The organism is Mesorhizobium sp. B2-2-4, assembly GCF_006442375.1.
Lineage (GTDB): Bacteria > Pseudomonadota > Alphaproteobacteria > Rhizobiales > Rhizobiaceae > Mesorhizobium.
This window is the reverse complement of sequence record NZ_VFWB01000001.1, coordinates 866,239-879,879: the sequence shown is the minus strand read 5'-3', so window position 1 is coordinate 879,879 and position 13,641 is coordinate 866,239. Positions and strand designations below refer to the sequence as shown.

Annotated in this window: 13 protein-coding genes; 10 read left to right on the top strand and 3 right to left on the bottom strand. The window is 64.6% G+C overall.

Annotated elements, in window-relative coordinates; genetic code table 11:
• The first annotated feature begins 60 nt into the window (after positions 1–60).
• Positions 61–1,020: a sugar-binding transcriptional regulator gene (locus FJ959_RS04520; protein WP_140491340.1), complete on the top strand. Its 960-nt coding sequence runs from the start codon at positions 61–63 to the stop codon at positions 1,018–1,020.
• A 47-nt stretch (positions 1,021–1,067) separates the two neighbouring features.
• On the opposite strand, the gene FJ959_RS04515 is transcribed toward FJ959_RS04520, so the two are convergent.
• Entirely contained in the window at positions 1,068–1,253 is a 186-nt protein-coding gene (locus FJ959_RS04515) for a hypothetical protein (RefSeq protein ID WP_140514372.1), read from the bottom strand.
• A gap of 110 nt (positions 1,254–1,363) precedes the next feature.
• Between FJ959_RS04515 and gcvA the strand changes: the two genes are divergently transcribed.
• The 9 genes from gcvA to FJ959_RS04470 all read left to right on the top strand — a co-directional run bounded on the left by gcvA (position 1,364) and on the right by FJ959_RS04470 (position 11,376).
• Entirely contained in the window at positions 1,364–2,269 is a 906-nt protein-coding gene (gene gcvA, locus FJ959_RS04510; protein WP_140524183.1) for a transcriptional regulator GcvA, read from the top strand.
• Positions 2,270–2,481: 212 nt separating this feature from the next.
• Entirely contained in the window at positions 2,482–3,792 is a 1,311-nt protein-coding gene (locus tag FJ959_RS04505) for a sugar ABC transporter substrate-binding protein (RefSeq protein ID WP_140491344.1), read from the top strand.
• 125 nt (positions 3,793–3,917) lie between these two features.
• On the top strand, positions 3,918–4,790 hold the full coding sequence (locus FJ959_RS04500; RefSeq protein ID WP_140491346.1) for a sugar ABC transporter permease: 873 nt from the start codon (positions 3,918–3,920) through the stop codon (positions 4,788–4,790).
• A gap of 11 nt (positions 4,791–4,801) precedes the next feature.
• A complete protein-coding gene (locus tag FJ959_RS04495; RefSeq protein ID WP_140491348.1) occupies positions 4,802–5,626 on the top strand; it encodes a carbohydrate ABC transporter permease in 825 nt (274 codons plus the stop codon).
• A gap of 63 nt (positions 5,627–5,689) precedes the next feature.
• Positions 5,690–6,694 carry an ABC transporter ATP-binding protein gene (locus FJ959_RS04490; RefSeq protein WP_140551584.1) on the top strand — a complete coding sequence of 335 codons (1,005 nt, stop codon included), beginning with the start codon at positions 5,690–5,692 and terminating at the stop codon, positions 6,692–6,694.
• Entirely contained in the window at positions 6,691–7,461 is a 771-nt protein-coding gene (locus FJ959_RS04485; protein ID WP_140628706.1) for an L-iditol 2-dehydrogenase, read from the top strand. The genes FJ959_RS04490 and FJ959_RS04485 overlap by 4 nt, the downstream gene beginning before the upstream one ends.
• Positions 7,462–7,621: 160 nt before the next feature.
• Entirely contained in the window at positions 7,622–9,100 is a 1,479-nt protein-coding gene (locus FJ959_RS04480) for a mannitol dehydrogenase family protein (RefSeq protein ID WP_140491354.1), read from the top strand.
• 9 nt (positions 9,101–9,109) lie between these two features.
• Positions 9,110–9,793: an HAD family hydrolase gene (locus tag FJ959_RS04475; protein WP_140491356.1), complete on the top strand. Its 684-nt coding sequence runs from the start codon at positions 9,110–9,112 to the stop codon at positions 9,791–9,793.
• Entirely contained in the window at positions 9,790–11,376 is a 1,587-nt protein-coding gene (locus tag FJ959_RS04470; protein WP_140628703.1) for an FGGY-family carbohydrate kinase, read from the top strand. Before FJ959_RS04475 ends, FJ959_RS04470 begins: the two co-directional genes overlap by 4 nt.
• Before the next feature lie 115 nt (positions 11,377–11,491).
• On the opposite strand, the gene ugpC is transcribed toward FJ959_RS04470, so the two are convergent.
• Together ugpC and FJ959_RS04460 are read right to left on the bottom strand one after the other, a co-directional pair.
• Positions 11,492–12,577 carry a sn-glycerol-3-phosphate ABC transporter ATP-binding protein UgpC gene (gene ugpC / locus FJ959_RS04465; protein ID WP_140628700.1) on the bottom strand — a complete coding sequence of 362 codons (1,086 nt, stop codon included), beginning with the start codon at positions 12,575–12,577 and terminating at the stop codon, positions 11,492–11,494.
• A gap of 2 nt (positions 12,578–12,579) precedes the next feature.
• Positions 12,580–13,626 carry an NAD(P)-dependent alcohol dehydrogenase gene (locus FJ959_RS04460; RefSeq protein ID WP_140628697.1) on the bottom strand — a complete coding sequence of 349 codons (1,047 nt, stop codon included), beginning with the start codon at positions 13,624–13,626 and terminating at the stop codon, positions 12,580–12,582.
• Positions 13,627–13,641: the final 15 nt, after the last annotated feature.

The following is a 13,641-nucleotide window of genomic DNA, read 5'->3' as shown; positions in this document are numbered from 1 at the left end:
CGGTTCCCTGCGAAAGTAGGCGCGACCGGTTCCATGACCGGCGGTTTCGGGAGGCAGGACGTGAACAACCGGCAGGAGGGCGGCAGCAACAGGTTGGACGATGCCGCGCGCGCGGGCTGGCTTTATTACGTCGCCGGCAACACGCAGGACCAGATCGCCGCCACGCTCGGCATCTCGCGGCAGACTGCACAGCGGCTGGTGTCGCTGGCAGTGTCGGAAGGCCTGATCAAGGTGCGCGTCGACCATCCGATCGCCAACTGCCTCGACCTCGCCGCCCGCCTGAAGTCGCGCTTCGCGCTCGACCTGGTGGAGGTGGTGCCGAGCGACCCGACCTCGTCGTCGACGACGATCGGTATCGCCGAGGCGGCGGCAGCGGAAATCGAGAGGCGGCTGAGATCGCCGGCGCCGATCGTGCTGGCGATCGGCACCGGCCGTACGCTGAAGGCGGCGATCGAGCAACTGCCGCCGATGGAGTGCCCGCAGCACAAGGTGGTGTCCCTGACCGGCAATATCTCGCCGGACGGTTCGGCCGCTTTCTACAACGTCATCTTCACCATGGCCGACAGGGTCAAGGCGCGGTCGTTCCCGATGCCGTTGCCGGTCATCGCCTCCTCGCCGCAGGAGCGCGAGATGCTGCTCAGCCAGCCGATGATCCAGCCGACGCTGGCGCTGGCCGCGGAGGCCGACGTCACCTTCGTCGGCATCGGCGACCTCGGCCCGAAGGCGCCGCTCTATGAGGACGGCTTCATTTCCGACGCCGAGCTGAAGGCGCTACAGAAGGCCGGCGGCGTCGCCGAAATTGTCGGCTGGGTGTTCGATCGCGACGGCCGCATGATCGAGGGCATCACCAACGACCGGGTGTCGTCGGCGGCCCTGCCGTCACGCGAGAAGTCGCTGGTCATCGCGCTCGCCATGGGTGAACGCAAGCTGCCGGGCATCCTGGCGGCCGTGAACCGCCGGCTGGTCAACGGCCTTATCACCGACGAACGAACCGCCGCCGCCCTGCTGGCGAGCGGATGAGCCAAAAGCCTCGAGGCAACATCGATTTGCGATAAAATCCGGGCGGGCTATCCATGCCGTCCGAAGGGGTCGTTGCCGTCGAGGAAGCCAAGGTCCCGCCGCAAGTGCGGTGACAGGTCCCTGATGTCGAGATGCGCCTTTTTCCTGGTCGCGAACCAGCCGAATCCGTCCGCAAGCCATGAAATCCAGCGATGATCCGGAGCGGGAGTGCATTTTTGCTGCGCCATGGTCATGATCGTCAACCTTCGCTATCTTCAACCCGAGTGACGGGCTGAGGATGAATGTCGGTCTTGCCGGCCGCCTTTGCCAATCGAACGTCGATAAGGACCCATAAGGAGGCTTTATGCCGGATCTCAGCTCGCGACAGGTTGCGCAGCTTCCGCCGCTGCAGGCGATCCGGGTGTTCGAAGCGGTGGCGCGGCATCTGTCCTTCACCAAAGCGGCCGAGGAACTGGCGATGACGCAGGCAGCGGTCAGCTATCAGATCAAGGTGCTGGAGGAGCGGGTCGGCGCGCCGCTTTTCCTGCGCCGGCCGCGACAGATCGAGCTCACCGAAGCCGGACAGCGCCTGGCGCCGGCGGTCAGCGAGGCCTTCGCCATACTCGGCCAGGCCTATGCGGCGGCGCGCGGCGGGGCGGACGGTCTGCTGTGCGTCACCACGGTGCTGACCTTTGCCTCCAACTGGCTGGCGCATCATCTGGGTTCGTTCCAGATCGCGCATCCCGCCCTTGCCGTGCGGCTCGACACATCCAGCCGCCTGACCGATTTCGCCCGCGAGGATGTCGACCTTGCCATCCGCTCGGGCGGCGGCAAATGGCCGGGACTGGAGGCCTACAAGCTGCTCGACGCCGATTTCACGCCGATGCTGAGCCCCAAGCTCGCCGCGAGCATCGGCGGCGTCAAGGAACCGGCCGATCTGCTCAAGCTGCCTATCCTCGATCCCGGCGACATCTGGTGGACGCAATGGTTCGAGGCCGCGGGCGTGCAAAGCCATGACCTTGCCAAGCGCCCCGGCAGCAGCATGGGCGCGCAGGCCTATGAGGCCAATGCGGCCATCGCAGGCCATGGCGTGGCGGTCCTGACCAGGGCGCTGTTCAAGGCGGAACTCGCCGACGGCCGCCTGATCCAGCCCTTCGACCTGGTCGGCGACGACGGCCACGCCTACTGGCTGGTCTATCCGGAGGCGCGCCGCAACGTGCCGAAGATCCGCGCTTTCCGCGACTGGATCCTGGCCGAGATCGCCTGCTGACCGGCTAACTCCAGGATCAAAACCGCGCTCCATCCAGATCACCGTTGTCGCCCGCTCCGCACCTGCGGGACGGCCATTTGCAACGCGCCAGGTCGGCGCTCCTCCATCGAGTGTGCGCTGCACCATCGAATCTGGCTTGACATAATTCATTCTTAGTGAGTAATTGCTCACAGCCAAGGCAAATGCTCATCTTGGTCCATGGGAGGAATTTGATGAAACTTCGTACGCTCATCCTGGGCTTGTGCTCGGCCAGCGCGCTCGCGTTCGCGGCACATGCCGAATCCATCACCATCGCCACCGTCAACAATGGCGATATGGTCCGCATGCAGAAGCTGACCGACGACTTCACCAAGGCGAACCCCGACATCCAGCTCAACTGGGTGACGCTGGAAGAGAACGTGCTGCGCGAGCGCGTGACCACCGACATCGCCACCAAGGGCGGCCAGTATGACGTGATGACCATCGGCACCTACGAGGTCCCGATCTGGGCCAAGCAGAGCTGGCTGTTGCCGCTCGACAAGCTCGGCGACGACTACGACGCCAAGGACATCATCCCGGCGATCGCCGGCGGCCTCTCGGTCGACGGCAAGCTCTATGCCGCGCCCTTCTACGGCGAAAGCTCCTTCGTCATGTACCGCAAGGACCTGATGGAGAAGGCAGGGCTGAAGATGCCCGACGCGCCGACCTGGGACTTCATCAAGCAGGCCGCCGACAAGATGACCGACCGCGCCAATGGCGTGAACGGCGTTTGCCTGCGCGGCAAGGCCGGCTGGGGCGAGAACATGGCCTTCCTGACCGCCATGTCGAACTCCTTCGGCGCGCGCTGGTTCGACGAGAACTGGAAGCCGCAGTTCGACCAGCCCGAATGGAAGAACACCTTGCAGTTCTATGTCGACCTGATGAAGGCCGACGGCCCCGAGGGAGCGTCCTCCAACGGCTTCAACGAGAATTTGGCGCTGTTCCAGCAGGGCAAGTGCGGCATGTGGATCGACGCCACCGTCGCCGCCTCCTTCGTCTCCGATCCCAAGGCCTCGCAGGTCGCCGACAAGGTCGGTTACGCATTGGCGCCTGACAATGGGCTCGGCAAGCGCGGCAACTGGCTGTGGGCGTGGTCGCTGGCCATTCCCGCCGGCACGCAGAAGGCCGATGCCGCCGAGAAGTTCGTGTCATGGGCAACCAGCAAGCACTATGCAGAACTGGTCGCCTCGAAGGAAGGCTGGGCCAACGTTCCGCCGGGAACGCGCTCCTCGCTCTATGCCAATCCAGAGTACCAGAAGGCGGCTCCGTTCGCCAAGATGACGCTGGACTCCATCAATGCCGCCGACCCGACGCATCCGACCGTCAAGCCGGTGCCCTATGTCGGCGTGCAGTTCGTCGCCATCCCCGAATTCCAGGGCCTCGGCACGACCGTCGGCCAGCTGTTCTCGGCAGCCCTTGCCGGCCAGTCGAGCGTCGACGACGCGCTGAAGCAGGCCCAGGACGCCGCAACCGCGGCGATGACCGAGGGCGGCTACATCCAGTAAGGCTCCTCCCGGTGCCTAAGGCCGGTCGCCGACCATGGCCGGCAACGGCCGCCCGAAACCCAGTTCGGGCGGCCACTTCCCGACAGCTCGAGAAAATTCCGTCCGATCCTTGAAGGGTGACCGTCATGGCTACTCAGCAGACCCGTTCGCTTGCCCGTTTCATGATGGCGCCATCCGTCGTCCTGCTGCTCGTCTGGATGGTCGTTCCGCTGGCGCTCACGCTCTGGTTCTCCTTCCAGCAGTACAATCCGCTCAATCCGATCCGCGACGGCTTCGTCGGCTTCTCCAATTACGCGTTGTTCTATTCCAACCCGGCCTTCCTGCAATCGATCCTGAACACGCTGCTGATCGTCGTCAGCGTGCTTGTGATCACCGTGGTCGGAGGCATCCTGCTGGCGCTTTTGATCGACCAGCCGATGTGGGGCCAGGGCATCGTGCGCATCCTCGTCATCTCGCCGTTCTTCGTCATGCCGCCGGTGGCGGCACTGGTCTGGAAGAACATGATCATGCATCCGCAATACGGCGTCTTCGCCGACATAGCGCGGTTCTTTGGCCTCCAGCCCATAGACTGGTTCGGACAATATCCGCTGACCGCCATCATCATCATCGTCGCCTGGCAGTGGCTGCCTTTCGCGACGCTCATTCTTTTGACTTCGCTTCAGTCGCTGGACGGCGAGCAGAAGGAAGCCGCCGAGATGGACGGCGCCGGCTTCATCAGCCGCTTCATCTACCTGACGCTGCCGCACATGTCGCGCGCGATCACCGTCGTCATCCTGATCCAGACGATCTTCCTGCTTTCGGTCTATGCCGAGATCCTCGTCACCACCAATGGCGGCCCGGGATACGCCTCCACCAACCTGCCCTTCCTGGTCTACCAGAAGGCGCTGCTCGAATTCAAAATCGGCCAGGCCTCCGCCGGCGGCATCATCGCGGTCATTCTCGCCAACATCGTCGCCTTCTTCGCCATGCGCGCCGTCGGCAAGAACCTGGACAGATAAGGGAGGAAAAGATGGCACGCGCAGTCACAACCCGGCACAAGACGATCGCGACGGCTGCCGCCTGGATCGTCGCCTTGCTGATCTTCTTCCCGATCCTCTACACGATCATCACCTCGTTCAAGTCGGAACAGGAGGCGATCCAGGGCTTCAACCTGATCCCGTCCGGGACCTTCGAGAGCTATTCCGAGGTCCAGGCGCAGAACGGCTATTTCAAGTTCTTCCTGAACTCGGTGCTGCTCTCGGTCGGCTCGACCATCCTGGCCCTGCTGGTCGCCATTCCGGCGGCCTGGTCGATGGCGTTCTCGCCGACCAAGCGGACCAAGGACATTTTGATGTGGATGCTGTCCACCAAGATGATGCCGGCCGTGGCCGTGCTGTTTCCGATCTACCTGATCTTCCGCGACACCGGCCTGCTCGACAGCCGCATCGGCCTGATGGTGATGCTGATGCTGATCAACCTGCCGATCGTGGTGTGGATGCTCTACACCTATTTCCGAGAAATCCCCGGCGAGATCCTGGAAGCGGCGCGCATGGACGGCGCCTCGCTGTGGAACGAGATCATCTATGTGCTCACACCCATGGCGGTGCCGGGCATCGCCTCGACCATGCTGCTCAACATCATCCTGGCCTGGAACGAAGCGTTCTGGACGATCCGGCTGACCACGACGGAAGCAGCACCCTTGACCGCCTTCATCAGCTCCTTCTCCAGCCCGCAAGGCCTGTTCTGGGCGAAGCTCTCGGCCGCCTCGACGCTGGCGATCGCGCCGATCCTGATCATGGGCTGGTTCAGCCAGAAGCAACTGGTGCGCGGCCTGACCTTCGGTGCGGTGAAGTAGGGGCGGCGCCGTGAAGTAGCAGCGTGCGCCAGGCGGCGGACGGAAATCCACCGGGAGGAAAGCATGGGAAATATCACGCTCAAGAACGTCTCGAAATCCTTCGGCTCGACGTCGATCATTCCGAACATCGATCTCGTCATCGAGGACGGCGAGTTCGTCGTCTTCGTCGGCCCGTCGGGCTGCGGCAAGTCCACGCTGCTGCGCCTGATCGCCGGCCTGGAGGACACCAGCGGCGGCACCATCAACATTGACGGTCGCGACGTCACCGGCGAGGCGCCGGCCAAGCGCAAGCTTGCCATGGTGTTCCAGTCCTATGCGCTCTACCCGCACATGACGGTGGCCAAGAACATCGCCTTTCCGCTGAAAATGGCGGGCGAGGACCAGGCGACCATCGACAGGAAGGTGAAGGACGCCGCGCGCGTGCTCAACCTCACCAATTATCTGGAGCGCCGCCCCGGCCAGCTTTCCGGCGGCCAGCGCCAGCGCGTCGCCATCGGCCGCGCCATCGTGCGCCAGCCTTCGGCCTTCCTGTTCGATGAACCCTTGTCCAACCTCGACGCGGCACTCCGCGGCACGATGCGGCTGGAGATCAGCGAACTGCACCACCAGCTCAAGACGACGATGATCTACGTCACCCACGACCAGGTCGAGGCGATGACCATGGCCGACAAGATCGTCGTGCTGAATGCCGGAAATGTCGAGCAGGTCGGCTCGCCGATGGAGCTCTACAAGACGCCGAAGAACCTGTTCGTCGCCGGCTTCATCGGCTCGCCGAAAATGAACCTGATCGAAGGCGCCCCGGCGGCGAAGTACGGCGCCAAGACCATCGGCATCCGGCCCGAGCACATGGCGATCTCGACCACGGCGGGCGATTGGAAGGCAACAGTCGGCGTTGCCGAACACCTGGGATCCGACACCTTCCTGCATGTCCAGGCCGACGGTGTCGGCCCGCTGACGGTGCGCGCCGACGGCGAACTCAGCGTCCACCATGGCGACAGCATTTATCTCACGCCCGACAAGGCCAAGCTGCATCGCTTCGGCCCCGACGGCAAGGCATTGGCGCCGTGAGGCTGAAAGGCAAATCGGCGCTGATCACCGGGTCGGCGCGCGGCATCGGCAAGGCCTTCGCCGAAGCCTATGCCCGTGAGGGCGCCATCGTGGCGATTGCCGACATCGATCTCGAGGCGGCGCAAGAGACAGCCGCCGGGATCGGCGGCAAGGCCTATGCGGTGAAGCTCGATGTCACCGACCTCGCTTCCATCGACGCGGCGGTGAAGGCCGACGAGACCAGGACCGGCGGTCTCGACATCCTGATCAACAACGCCGCTTTGTTCGACCTGGCGCCGATCGTCGACATTACCAAGGCGAGCTACGACAAACTGTTTTCCGTCAACGTCGCCGGCACGCTGTTCATGCTGCAGGCGGCCGCCCGCTCGATGATCGCGCGGGGCAAAGGCGGCAGGATCATCAACATGGCGAGCCAGGCCGGGCGGCGCGGCGAACCGCTGGTCGGCGTCTATTGCGCCACCAAGGCCGCCGTCATCTCGCTGACCCAGTCGGCGGGACTCGACCTGATCAAGCACCGCATCAACGTCAACGCCATCGCGCCCGGCGTCGTTGACGGTGAGCACTGGGATCATGTCGATGCGCTGTTCGCCAAGTTCGAAAACCGGCCGAAGGGCGAGAAGAAGAAGCTGGTCGGCGAGAGCGTGCCCTATGGCCGCATGGGCACGGCCCAGGACCTGACAGGCATGGCGGTCTTCCTCGCCAGCAGCGACGCCGAATATATCGTCGCCCAGACCTACAATGTCGATGGCGGCCAGTGGATGAGTTGAGGTGGGGGCGGCCTCTTCTCCCCGTGCCTCCGCGGGGAGAAGAGGCCAACATCAAGGTGGCGGCCGCATCGCCTCGGAAGGCATGTGCCGCTTCCTACCCTCTCCCGGTGAAGGGGAGAGAAGGGTAACGAAGGCCGCAACCCGGCCAAAGGGTAAACAGATGACCGTGAAACTCTCTTCCGCCAATCTCGCCAACCTGCCGGCCAGGGTCGCAGGTCCGAAATACGACCGCGCAGCGCTGAAGGCCGGCATCGTGCATTTCGGCGTCGGCAATTTCCACCGCTCGCACCAGGCCGTCTATCTCGACGACCTGTTCAACCATGGCATCGGCCATGACTGGGCGCTGGTTGGCGCCGGCGTGTTCGAGGGCGAGAAGACCGGCCGCGGCAAACTGGAAGAGCAGGACTGGCTGACGACGGTGGTCGAGCAGGATGAGGGGCATATGAGCGCCCGCGTCACCGGCGCCATGATCGACTTCCTGACGCCCGGCGATGCCGCCGCCATCATCGAACGGCTGGCCGATCCGGCGATCAAGATCGTGTCGCTGACCATCACCGAAGGCGGCTATTTCATCGATCCTGCCTCCGGCGTGTTCAACCCGACGCATCCCGATATCGTCGCGGATGCGCAGCCGGACGCGACGCCGAAGACCGTGTTCGGCATCATCCTCGCCGGCCTGGTGCGGCGGCGCGGCGATGGCATCGCACCGTTCACGGTGATGTCCTGCGACAACATTCCCCACAACGGCCATGTGACGTCGGATGGCGTCATCGGGTTGGCCCGCCTGATCGACGAGGATCTGGCGGCCTGGGTCGGCGGCAATGTCGCTTTCCCGAACGCGATGGTCGACCGCATCACGCCGGCTACGTCGGACCGCGAACGCGCGATCCTGGCCAAGGATTTCGGCGTCGAGGACAATTGGCCTGTCTTTTGCGAACCCTTCCGGCAATGGGTGCTGGAAGACCATTTCACCGACGGCCGGCCGCCGCTTGAAAAGGTCGGCGTGCAGTTCGTCAAAGACGTCGCGCCCTACGAGCTTATGAAGATCCGCATCCTCAATGGCGGCCATGCCACCATCGCCTATCCGGCCGGGCTGATGGACATCCATTTCGTGCATGAGGCGATGCAGGAGCCGCTGGTGCGCGGCTTTCTCGACAAGCTCGAGCATGACGAAATCATTCCGACCGTACCGCCGGTGCCAGACACGGTCCTGGAGGATTATTACCAGCTCATCGAAAGGCGCTTTTCCAACCCCAAGATCGGCGACACGGTGCGCCGGCTTTGTCTCGACGGGTCCAATCGCCAGCCGAAATTCATCATCCCGACCATCGCCGACCGCCTGAAGGCGGGAAAGAGCGTCGCCGGCCTGGCACTGGAATCGGCGCTGTGGTGCCGCTACTGCTTCGGCACGACGGACAGCGGCGCGGTCATCGAGCCCAACGATCCGAACTGGGACCGCTTGCAGGCGACGGCAAAGGCGGCAAAGGACGCGCCCGCCGCCTGGCTTGCGATGGAAGACATCTATGGCGATGTCGGGCGCGCCACCGCGTTCGTCGAGGCTTTCGCGCATGCATTGAACCTGCTGTGGACGGATGGCACGCGCGCCACGCTGACGCGCTACCTCGCCGGCAAGCTCTGAAACGGGACCATGGCGCCGGAACTGGTCATTTTCGACTGCGACGGCGTGCTGGTGGACAGCGAGGCGCTGTCGGTCTCGGCGCTGCTCGGCATGATTGCGCTTGCCGGCGGCAGCATTGGCGAAGACACGGCCTACGAGCATTTCCTCGGCAAGAGCATGAAGAGCGTGCGCGAGATCCTCGCCCGCGACTTCGGCCTTCCCATCACCGATCAGCACCTGACCACGATGCGCGTCGAATTGATGCGCAAATTTCGCGAGGAGCTGAAGCCAATCGCCGGCGTCAAGGAAGTGCTGCCGAGGCTTGGCTTGCCGTTCTGCGTCGCCTCCTCGGGCACGCTCGACCGCATCCGCTATGCGCTCGACGTCACCGGCCTGCTCGGATTGATGGAGCCGCATCTGTTCAGTGCCGGCATGGTGGCCAGGGGCAAGCCGGCGCCCGACCTGTTCCTTCATGCCGCCGCCTCGATGCGGGCGCATCCGCGCAAATGCCTTGTGATCGAGGACAGCCCCGCCGGCGTCGCGGCGGCGCGGGCGGCTGATATGCGCGTGTTCGCCTTCACCGGCGGCGCGCATGCCGGCAACCCTGCCCTGAAAGCGCGGCTTGCGTCGAGTGAGCCGGACTTTATATTCGCTGACATGCTGCAATTGCCCGATCTGATTGCAGGCCTGGGAGCGAGAGACAGAGCATCTTGACGAAACAGTTCGTTTGCGCGGTCGATGTCGGCACCGGGAGCGCCCGCGCGGGCATTCTCGACACCAGTGGCACCTTGCTCGGCCGCGCCGAGCACCCGATCGCCATGCACCAGCCGAAGGCCGATCACGCCGAGCATGATTCGCGCGATATCTGGTCAGCCGTGTGCGCCGCGGTGCGTGCGGCCCGCGAAAAATCCGGTGTTGCCGCCGAGGACATTGCCGGCATTTCCTTCGATGCCACCTGCTCGCTGGTCGTGCGCGACAGGCAAGGCGGCCAGCTCAGCGTTTCGGTGACCGGAGAGGAGCGCTGGGACACCATCGTCTGGCTCGATCACCGCGCCATCGCCGAGGCCGACGAATGCACGGCGAGCGGCCACGAGGTGCTCGACTATATCGGCGGCGTGATGTCGCCGGAAATGGCGACGCCGAAGCTGATGTGGCTGAAGCGAAACCTGCCGAAGACCTGGAATGAAGCCGGCTATCTATTCGACCTCACCGACTTCCTGACCTGGCAGGCGACGGGGTCGCTGGCCCGCTCGCAGTGCACGCTGACCGCCAAATGGACCTATCTGGCGCACCGGGAACCCGCATGGCAGCGCGATTTCTTCGAACTCGTCGGCCTCGGCGACCTCTTCGAGCACGGCAATCTGCCCGAAAGGGCCAGTCCGGTCGGCGCCTACATCGGCTCTTTGAGCGCGCAAGCAGCGGCGGAGCTCGGCCTGACGGAGACATGCCGGGTCGGCGCCGGGGTGATCGATGCCTATGCCGGTGCGCTTGGCGTGCTCGGCGGGTTTGCCGGCGACGAGCGGAATATCGGCCGTCATTTGGCGCTGATCGCCGGCACATCCTCCTGCGTCATGGCGATGTCACCCGATCCGCAGCCCTTCGCCGGGGTCTGGGGGCCATACTACGGCGCCGCGCTACCGAAGCTGTGGCTGTCGGAGGGCGGCCAGTCGGCCACCGGCGCCCTGCTCGACCACATCATCCGCTGGCACGGCGCGGGCGGCGAGCCGAACGCGGCCATGCATGCGAGGATTGCAAGCCGCGTCGCCGAGCTGCGCACGGCGGAGGGCGATGCACTTGCCGGCCGGCTGCATGTGCTGCCCGACTTTCACGGCAACCGCTCGCCGCTCGCCGATCCACATGCGGTCGGCGTGGTCAGCGGCCTTACGCTGGATTCCTCCTTCGACAGCCTGTGCCGGCTTTACTGGCGCACCGCCGTCGGCATCGCGCTCGGCGTGCGCCATGTGCTGGAAGCGCTGAACGAGAATGGCTATCTGATCGACACGCTGCATGTCACCGGCGGCCACACCAAAAACCCGCTCTTGATGGAACTCTATGCCGACGCCACCGGCTGCACGGTGGTCGAGCCGCTGGCGGACGAAGCGGTGTTGCTTGGCACCGGCATGGTGGCGGCGACGGCCGCCGGGCTTTTCCCCGACCTCAATGCGGCCTGTCTGGCCATGCAGCAGGGCGGCAGGACGCGCGCCGCCAACCCGGCCGCCGGCGCCCGCTTCGATCGCGACTACCGGATTTTCCTGGAGATGCACCGGCAACGCCAGGCGCTCGACGCGATACGGTAGAGCGCCTCGAGCAATCCCGGGAAAGTGGAGCGGTTTCCGTCCGGAATTTGCCTCAAAACAACAGATAGACCAGTTCGTCGTTCGGAACCGGTGAACTGCTCAAGGGCCAACGCGGCTACTGTTTGCGTAGTGATGCCCCTGACGTCGCGTCGAACAGGTGGATGCTTTCCTCCTCGAACGCGTAGCGCACAGGGGCATGCAGCACCGGGCATTCGCGTGCCGGAACCAGCGCGCTGATCTCCTTGCCGCCGGACCCGAATGTCACCAAGGCGTCATTGCCATGAAATTCGATGAGATCCGCGGTGCCTTGCAGTATGCTGGCCTCACCGGCGCCGGCCGTCTTCAGGTCCGGAGGCCGGATGCCCAGCACGGCGCGGTCACCGTGCTGGAGATGGAAGCCCGAGCCGTCCATCGAAAGCACCGTTCCGGCGCCAGTCAGTGTCCAGCCGCTGCCGGTTCGGCCAACGGTCACCTCGACAAAATTCATGTTCGGCGTGCCGATGAAGCCGGCGACGAACAGATTGCCCGGCCGCTCGTAGATTTCCGCCGGCGAGCCGACCTGCTCGATGACGCCGTCCTTGAGCAGCACGATGCGGTCGGCGAGCGTCATCGCTTCGAGCTGGTCATGGGTGACATAGACGGTGGTGGTCTTCAGCGACTGGTGCAGCCGCGCGATCTCGACGCGCATGTGGTTGCGCAGCTTGGCGTCGAGATTGGACAGCGGCTCGTCGAACAGGAAGACTTTCGGCGTCTTGATCATGGCGCGCGCGATCGCCACGCGCTGCTGCTGGCCGCCGGAAAGCTCGGCCGGCTTGCGGCCGAGATAGGGTTCCAGCCCGAGCGTCCTTGACACCGCTTCGACCCGCTTCTGGATCTCGGCCGCCGGCACTTTCTGGCGCCGCAGCCCGAAGGCGATGTTGTCGAAGATCGTCATGTGGGGGTAGAGTGCGTAGTTCTGGAACACCATGGCGATGCCGCGGTCGCCCGGATCGAGATCGTTGACCACCTTGCCGCCGATCGAGACCTCGCCGCCGCTGATGTCCTCCAGCCCCGCCAACATGCGCAGCAAGGTCGACTTGCCACAGCCGGACGGGCCAAGGAACACGACGAACTCGTGCTCCTCGATCGAGAGATTGAGGTCGCGGATGACCGTCGTGGTGCCATAGGCCTTGTCGACATGAGAACAGGTGATCGCGGACATGGTCAGCCCTTTTCGCCGCTGAGCAGGATCTGCAGCTTGACGTCCTGCGGGTGCGCTGCCGCCGCCCGCTCGAAAGCCTCGATGCTGTCGGAGAAATCATAGGTGCCAGTGATCAGCGGCTTGAGATCGACCTTGCCGGAGGCGATGAGCTGCAAAGCGCGGTCGAAAATGTTGGCATAGCGGAACACGGTTTCGATGCGCACTTCCTTCGATATGGCCGCCGGCACGTTGAGCGCCACAGGCTCCACCGGCAGCCCGACGAGCACCACCGCGCCGCCAGGGCGCACAACGTCGAACAGATTGGCGAACGCCTTGGGGCTGCCGCTGGCCTCGAAGACGATGTCCGCGCCCCAATTGTCGGTCGCCTCCGCCACCGCCTCGGCCAATGACTGCTCGCCGATGTTGACCGGAACGACGCCGGGATAGCGCCCGGCAATTTCGAGCTTGGGCGCGGAGAAGTCGGAAATCAGCACTTTCGAGCAACCACCGGCCAGGGCGGCCAGCGCTATCATGATGCCGATCGGGCCACAGCCGGCGACAGCCGCCACGTCACCCGGAACGATGCGCGCGCGCGCCGCCGCCTGCATGCCGATGGCGAAAGGTTCGACCATCGCGCCTTCGGCGAAGGAGACGTTGTCGGGCAGCCTGTAGGTGAACGCCGCCGGATGCACGGCTTGCGGCGCCAGAATGCCGTGCACCGGCGGCGTCGCCCAGAAGGTGACGTCCGGGTCGACATTGTAGATGCCGAGTTTTGTCGCCCGCGACGACAGGTTCGGTACGCCCGGTTCCATGCAGACGCGATCGCCGACCTTCAGCGTCCGGACATTGGCGCCGATCTCGACGATCGTTCCGGACGCTTCGTGGCCGAGCACCATCGGCGCGCGCACGACATAACTGCCGATGGCGCCATGGGTGTAATAATGCACGTCGCTACCGCAGACGCCGACCGTGTGGATGGCGATCCTGACGTCGTCCGGCCCGACCTCGAGCGGCAACGCGATTTCGCGCAGCGACAGCTCGCCCTTTTTTTCAAGCACCAGTGCCCGCATCGTGTCGTCCTCGCT